Below are 7871 nucleotides of genomic sequence, written 5' to 3'. Positions count from 1 at the left end.
AAGGAATGTTAAATTTAATTAACACATTCATTTATCCTTTTTATATTTTAAAGGTTACTTAAATTTGCAAATCACTTATATTATCAGGATATATTAAACTACAAGTCTACACATACTTATCTAGTCTGTTCTTTCGTTTTATATAATAATAGTAAACACTGTGTGGGATTCGTGCTATATCTAAAAGCAGCGTGATTGTGTATTTATGCCTTAATTCATAGATTACTGTTACCTTTTCTTTGATACTTGCCTGGATTGAATTAAGACATTCAATTTTTTTGTGTAATCTAGCTCCGCACGAAGACGCTCGTTTTCATTGTAAAGAGCCTTCTCCGTTTTTGTCTGTAAATCGTTTAGTCTTAATTTTTTACAAGTACTGATTATATTCTTTATAGGTTCTCCTTTTTTTCGGCCACGATAATATATAGCTAAAAATTCTTTGCCATTTTCAATATAGAGTTTTTTCCATCTGAGGACTAAAGATTCCTTAAAATTGTATTTAGAACATATCTCATGTTTTGAAAGACCACTATTTATTAATTCTTCTGCAACTTTTATTCGAAAGTCACCTGTATATTTATTCCGTTTTCCATCACGAGGTACAAGCGCACTATCGCCATGTAACTCCTGAATTTTTCCCCAGCCCCGTATTGTTTGGGTAGCAACATCATATTTTCTTGCTAGAGCATTGCGTGAGCCATTTTTCGCTTTCTTCCATTCATCAAGTATTTCTAAACGTTTTTAAAACTTGTATTTTATTTTCAAAAAAATCACCCCTTCTATAAACAATTATAATACTTTGTCCAATAAAAGGGGTTTAATTCACTTGACAGGGAGCAGTTCACTTGAGAGGAGCATATCATAAAATAGAATAGTTCTTTCTCTTTTATCTGAGAAAAAATTAAATTAATGTGATTAGCACTCATTTTAGTTTGTATGATTTTATTTGATTTCTTAGAAATATAACTGTATGAGACGTAGCTATATTCATAAAATAATAGTTTTATTATGAATATGATTTACTTTCTCATAATTACTGCATCTCCTATAAGACTAAAATTTACTACGTTTGTATGTATCTGAAATCATTTTATAAATAGGTGAATTTTTTTTTAGTTGCATATATTCTGATACAATATACTCTATCCCATATTTAGCCATATCCTTTTGTAAATCGCACGCAGAAGTATCTTTTGGATTATCAAAATACAAAGAAGATACTATTCCATCTACAATAGGCTGTGAATTGAAACCTTGTTCTACACAAAGTAAAGCAGCTCCTACAAATCTATCATTATTTCTGAGCTTCCGTGCAGGATCTCGAGCGACTCGTACAATAGTATCACCTAACAACTTGTTTGCAAATCTTTCAAGTAAATCATCAATATGAGCAACAAGTTCTTCCAATGATACGCCATATTTTTTATTTAATGCTTTCGCAACCTCCATCATGGCACTTTTTACTTTTTTTTGTATTTTATCATCTAGTGCAGATTGCCAAATATATGTGTATCCCCTTTGATAACCTAAATATGCACACATCCCATGTCCCATATTGTGTAAAAATAACTTGCGCTTAATATAAAATTCAAATGGTGTAAATGGAACTAAACCTTTTAAATTTGGAATATTTCCCTTGAACCCAAGCTTATCTACAGGTAGAATGCAATATGGTTCTACCCATATCCTTAATATATTACCTTCTTGCATTTCAGATGTCATTACTGGTACCATTCTACCAATAGATGCTTCCACAAGGCCTAAATTAGCATCCAACCATCCTTTATACTCTGATCTCATATTTTCTTCAATCAAATTTCTAAGAATTTTATCTGCATTTAGTTGATTTTCACATAGTATTACATCTAAACTACTTTTACCTATTTGAATACGTCTTTTTATTCCTTCACAGATAACGCTAACAATCTTTGGTAATACATTTACGCCTACAGCTGTTGCCATAATGTCGCAAAAAGCGATTTCTTCTATTGCTTGGTTATCCATAGCATTTACGGCTCTAACATTTTCTACAGTTTCCTCTGTGTAATTATTATCATACACAGTTCTCACTGGATAGCACTTATCAGTATTAAGTTTATCAATTATATTTTCTGCTATGTCTATAAAGCATACATCATACCCAGAATTAGAAAATACTTTTCCCATAAATCCCCTTCCTATATTACCAGCTCCATACATTACAGCTTTTTTCATATTATTATCTCTCCTTTAATATTCTTTGAAAATTTTTAGAGCTTTGTATAATTTATATACTAATGCTAATATAATAGATGCTTTTTAATAAAAATAATTTTATTACTTTGATGATAATCTCTTTACTAACTCATCGTACTTTGGATCCTTAATATAATTTGTGATTGAAATGTGCTCTACATCAGGCTTTGCCTTAATAGCACTCTGTGTAAGTTGAATATGCGTAACAACTATATCTGCATCATCTGGTATATTCTGAATTGCCACATTTTTTACAGAGATATGAAGCCCCGCCGCATTAATCTTCTTTTGAAGAACAGCTGCAGCCATTGCGCTAGAACCCATTCCTGCATCACATGCAACATATATATTCTTAACATTAGTAGCTTTAACTGAATTATTTGTTGTAGACTGTGTGTTTCCTTTAAGCTTGTTTTTAGTTTCTTTTGCTTTTTCAAAATCTTCCTCAGAATTACTTTCACGCCTAACAAATATTGAGCAAACCAAAAATGAAACAATGGTAGCAATTATTACGCCTAAAATAACGCCTGTGAAATTACCCTTTGGAGTCATTGCAAGAACAGCAAAAATACTGCCAGGTGAAGGTGTTGCTACTAAACCAACTTTAAAAAGAGTGAAAGTAAATGTACCAGCAGCACCTCCTGCAATAACACCGATTAAAGTTAAGGGATTCATGAGTACATACGGAAAATATATTTCATGTATTCCGCCCAAAAAATGAATGATAATTGCACCAGGAACTGATTCTTTAAGATTACCTTTACTATATACCCAATATGATAATAAAACGCCAAGTCCTGGTCCAGGATTAGTAACAAGTAGGAACAAAATAGATTTACCAACTATTTTTGCTTGTTGAACACCTATAGGTCCAAGTATACCGTGATCTACAGCATTATTAAGAAACAAAATTTTCGCTGGTTCTATAACAAGTGCAGATAATGGGAGTAAATTTGCCTTAACAATAACTTTCATTGCACCAGCAATAGCAATACTTAACCCTCCAATTAATGGTCCAACCACTAAAAATGATACTACTGCAAGGGCACCGCCAATTATACCAATAGAAAAATTGTTAACTAACATTTCAAAACCGGATTTTATTTTTCCTTCTGTTATATTGTCAAAGTACTTAATGATAAGGGCGCCTATTGGCCCTATAATCATAGCTCCAAGAAACATTGGCATGGTTGAGCCCACAATAACTCCAATGGTTCCAAGAACGCCCATTAGTGCTCCACGCTTGCCATATACGATTTTTCCACCAGTATATCCAATTAGTAGAGGAAGTACATATGTTATTATTGGGGTTACAAGTTTTGCAATATTTTCATTTGGGAACCATCCTGTAGGGATAAACAAAGCTGTTATTAAACCCCATGCAACAAATACACCTATATTGGGTATAACCATTCCACTTAAAAATCTTCCGAATTTTTGAAATTTCATTTTTAAATTTGAAGTATTTTCATTTGTTTGAACGTCTGTAAATATTTTCAAATATATCTCCCCCTATATTGTTGAAACGTTTTCATTTGTTTCTAAAAAAATCATGCAATAAACAAATCTGATTAATAAGAATTAATTAGAAATTATAATTTTGTAATCAATGCATTGTATATTTCTTCTTTGTCATTGGTAGTGAAAAGTTGCTTTAGTTTATCATTATTATCTATAATAAATTCTGCTAGATTGGCTAAAATAGAAATATGACTATTATCCTTACCTGCAATTCCAACAACTAAGTATACCTTTTCATCACTATCATAATCGATTCCATTAGGAAATTGAACTACACTAATTCCACTAGAAATTATAGCATTCTTACATTCATTTATACCATGTGGGATTGCAATTCCCTCACCTATATAGGTATTCGTAAGTTTCTCTCGACTCATCATGCCTGCTATATATGCTGGTTCTACATATCCATTGTCTACAAGAATTTGTCCTGCTAATTTAATAGCACTTTCTTTATCACAACTTTTTTGACCAATAACAATATTTTTTTTAGCTAATATAGGATTCAAAGATTTATTTTTTTGTTTTTCTTTAAAAAAATTCATCCAATTGACCACCTTTCACATTTATATTTTATTGATTTTTATTTTATAAATATTTTTAAGTACAATATTATTATAATGTTAAATTTGGGCAACTTCATCACAAGGTAAGCCCTATTATGGCATCCACCTTAATAGCCACTCTTGAAAAATCACTAAATCCATGGGTGATTTTATACTAAGTAATAGAATTAAGCATTTAAGGTAGTCTTACCTTTTCCATATTGTCCTTCCCAATCGCTAATAAAAGTTTCTATGCTTAAGTCTGTATAAGGATGGTAAATTAGTTTCTCAAAAAGATCCTTATTGACAGTAACTGAATGCGCACCTGCTAAACATACTTTGTGTACCTGCTCTACATTTTTAAAACTTGCTGCAAGAACTTTTGTAGAAATATTATTTATATTAAAAAGTTGGACAATATCAGAAACAACTTTTGCCCCATCTCCTAATATATTATCTATTCTGTTTATATATGGTGCTACATAATCAGCTCCTGCATTTGCTGCCATTAATGCTTGTTGGGCTGTAAATATTGCTGTAGCAGTCGTCCTTATGTTTTTGCTTTTTAAAATTTTAATAGCTTTTATTCCTTCAGGAATTACAGGAATCTTTACAGATACATTTTTACCTGCAAATTGTTGAATATATAATGCTTCTTTAACTATAGTTTCGGCGTTAAGGCTTAAACATTGTACATGAAGCATAAGATCTTCACCTATTACTTCCCTAATCCCTTTAATTATTGATTTAAAATCTCCTTTTTCCTTAGCTATTATTGTTGGATTTGTAGTAACCCCTTCTATAGGATACAAATCTATAGCTTTCTTAATGAAACTTATATCTGCTGTATCTAAAATATATTGCATAAAGAACATCCCCTTTTAAATTATTTAGTTGTTTATTATAATTTTTAAAACTTTATATAAATATTTGTGATATACTATGAGCATATTGTACCAGCATTTATATATAGTTGTCAACTGTTTTTCAACTATGTAATATTTGGTCATATTGTGAGCAAGTTACAATAAAAAATATTACTTTTATTAACGTTAGTCAATATTAAAGAATTAAAGTCAATTACATATATGTGAGGAGTTAAAATATGAAATATAACAGATTGAATGATATAGAAGAATATATATTGTATAGTGATACGGTTTCTTTGGATAAATTATGTGAGGCTTTTAATGTTTCCAAAAATACAATTAGACGAGATATACATAAGCTTGTAGATAAAGGATCTATAAAAAAAATTTATGGGGGCGTAATTTCTAATGAAAAGAAGATAATTGCATTTGAAGAAAGAAATGTGAAATATATATCTGAAAAAATACTAATAGCTAAGTTATCAGCCACATTTATAGAAGATGGAGATATAATTTTTATAGATTCAGGAACAACAACTATTAACATAATAGACTTTTTAAAAGACAAGAAGAATGTAACTATATTAACTGACAATCTAAAAGCTATAATCAAAGCATTTTCATATGACAATTTAAATATAATTTCTATAGGAGGAAGCTTAATAAAGAAAACAAACTGTTTTACAGGGGTTAATACATTAGAACTTTTGAAAAAATATAATATAAACAAAGCTTTTATGGCGGCTACTGGAATTTCACTAGTTAAAGGTGTTTCGGATTCTTCTCCTTTAGAACATGAAATCAAAAAATTAGTAGTGCAGCAGAGTGCTGAAGTGTTTTTACCAATTGATTCTTCCAAGTTTAATGTACTATCTCTCATGACCTATTGTAATCTAAATGATATAGATCATTTAATAACCAATGAAGAACCAATTCCTGAGTATTTAGAATATTTTAATAAAAATAATATAAAATTAACTATACCAACATCATAGTTAAATAAAAAAATAACTTTTTAGAATTATCAGTTGAAAAAGATTAGAGTAGTATTAATTATATTATTACTAGAAAATTCATAAGCGCTCCCAGTCAATGAACAGATTAATCACTAAAAATATGTTTAGACTGGGAACAGTTTATATTATATTGGGGTAGAGCCAACATTTCCGACAAAACCCACGTTAAGACATAAATTGGATATAAAATATAGCTTTTGCCTATGTTAAGCAAATATATTTTAAAATAAGTACCATATATGCTATAGTAGAGTCGTTTTGATGCTTCATTTTTGGTAATAGTTTTGGAGCTTAAAATAACGTATAAAGTGACTATTTCTAATGCTTATAGTTAAGTACCGAAAACGGAGGTTTATGGAACTATATTCCTTAACGTGGGTTTTGTCGGTTCCGTTGGCTCCATCCCAAGTATAAGAAGTATACTACATGTGGATTTTATTTTGCTATTTAAGTGAACAAAATGTATTAATTGCAAAATCAAATTATATAGTTGAAATAGAGAAAAGTTAGTATATTATATTAATAGTGCATTTTTTAAAACTATAACAAAGTAGAGGGGATAATTGAGTGATAGTAAAATGGTGTAAGTTGCAAAGTGGTACAGACATAAGAGGTATTGCTACTGAAGGTTCTGGAAATGAAGTTAATTTAACACCTGAAGTTGCTAAATGTATAGCTTATGCATTTGTAAAATGGCTAAGGAATGAAAAAAACGTAAATGCTGATGATCAAATAAATGTGGCAGTCGGAATGGATTCTAGACTATCTGGACCAGGATTATAATCTTTTTTTATTGGGGCATTGAGTGATTTGGGTTGTAATGTATACGATTGTGGAATGAGCACAACACCAGCAATGTTTATGACTACTGTTTTTCAAGATTATGAATGTGATGGTTCTATTATGATTACTGCAAGTCATTTACCTTATTGCTATAATGGGTTTAAATTTTTCACAAGAGAAGGTGGATGCGAAAAGGAAGATATAAAAAAAATTCTTTCAATAGCATCTGAAGAAAAATTAGACCATTGTATAAAAAAAGGTAAAATTTTTAAAATTGATTTTATTGAAGAGTATTCTAAAGATCTAGTTCATACTATTAGAAATGGTGTTGCATCCAAAGAAAATTATGATAAACCTTTATTAGGTTTTAAGATTAATGTGGATGCTGGTAACGGAGCTGGAGGATTCTTTGCAGATAAAGTTTTAAAGGTTTTAGGAGCAGATGTTACGGGTAGTCAATTTACTAAACCAGATGGAAGATTTCCAAACCATATTCCAAATCCAGAAGATAAGAAAGCAATGGAATCTATTAGCCAATCAGTATTAGCTAATCATGCAGATTTAGGAATAATTTTTGATACAGATGTGGACAGAGCTGCTATTGTGGATTCAAATGGTATGCAAATAAATAAGAATGCATTAATAGCTTTAATTTCATCAATTGTTTTGGAAGAGCACCCAAAAACGATAATAGTAACTGATTCAGTAACTTCAACTGGATTAAGTGAATTTAGAAAGTAAAACCTGTACGCACTGCTTCCAAATTTTACAATGGGGTCGTGTCAGAAGACCATAGCCATCAACCTAAGAATTGAAACATATTCCAAATGATGATGGCTATCATTATTTTATAAATGGAAGTTGTAATATGGGCAAAAATAGAATTTTTTCAAAATAATTAA

At 30.2% G+C, this 7871-nt stretch carries 6 protein-coding genes and 1 pseudogene; 3 read left to right on the top strand and 4 right to left on the bottom strand.

Features of this window, described 5'->3' with window-relative positions; genetic code table 11:
- Positions 1-1053: 1053 nt before the first annotated feature.
- The 4 genes from KPL38_RS17245 to KPL38_RS17230 form a co-directional block, all read right to left on the bottom strand.
- Positions 1054-2214, bottom strand: coding sequence for a mannitol dehydrogenase family protein (locus KPL38_RS17245; RefSeq protein WP_216290376.1), 1161 nt, complete (start codon positions 2212-2214; stop codon positions 1054-1056).
- Positions 2215-2316: 102 nt separating this feature from the next.
- The gene (locus tag KPL38_RS17240) at positions 2317-3735 is read right to left on the bottom strand and encodes a PTS mannitol transporter subunit IIBC (protein ID WP_312884267.1); all 1419 of its coding nucleotides are present in this window, start codon (positions 3733-3735) and stop codon (positions 2317-2319) included.
- A gap of 92 nt (positions 3736-3827) precedes the next feature.
- Positions 3828-4301: a PTS mannitol transporter subunit IIA gene (locus KPL38_RS17235; protein WP_246578018.1), complete on the bottom strand. Its 474-nt coding sequence runs from the start codon at positions 4299-4301 to the stop codon at positions 3828-3830.
- Positions 4302-4489: 188 nt separating this feature from the next.
- Positions 4490-5167, bottom strand: coding sequence for a transaldolase family protein (locus tag KPL38_RS17230; protein ID WP_216290375.1), 678 nt, complete (start codon positions 5165-5167; stop codon positions 4490-4492).
- Between the two features lie 239 nt (positions 5168-5406).
- Between KPL38_RS17230 and KPL38_RS17225 the strand changes: the two genes are divergently transcribed.
- The 3 genes and pseudogenes from KPL38_RS17225 (at position 5407) to KPL38_RS20420 (ending at position 7710) form a co-directional block, all read left to right on the top strand.
- The gene (locus tag KPL38_RS17225) at positions 5407-6165 is read left to right on the top strand and encodes a DeoR/GlpR family DNA-binding transcription regulator (RefSeq protein ID WP_216290374.1); all 759 of its coding nucleotides are present in this window, start codon (positions 5407-5409) and stop codon (positions 6163-6165) included.
- Positions 6166-6753: 588 nt separating this feature from the next.
- Positions 6754-7194 (top strand): annotated as a pseudogene (locus KPL38_RS20425) (phosphomannomutase/phosphoglucomutase); the annotation flags it as partial.
- Positions 7171-7710, top strand: a complete 540-nt coding sequence (locus KPL38_RS20420) for a phosphohexomutase domain-containing protein (protein ID WP_376769044.1) — start codon at positions 7171-7173, stop codon at positions 7708-7710. The pseudogene KPL38_RS20425 and the gene KPL38_RS20420, both read left to right, overlap by 24 nt.
- Positions 7711-7871 lie beyond the last annotated feature (161 nt).

The sequence above is a fragment of the Clostridium psychrophilum genome (assembly GCF_018861705.1).
Taxonomy (GTDB): Bacteria; Bacillota; Clostridia; order Clostridiales; family Clostridiaceae; genus Clostridium_AD; species Clostridium_AD psychrophilum.
Note: the sequence above shows the minus strand (reverse complement) of the source record. Positions and strands in the feature narration are given on the sequence as shown.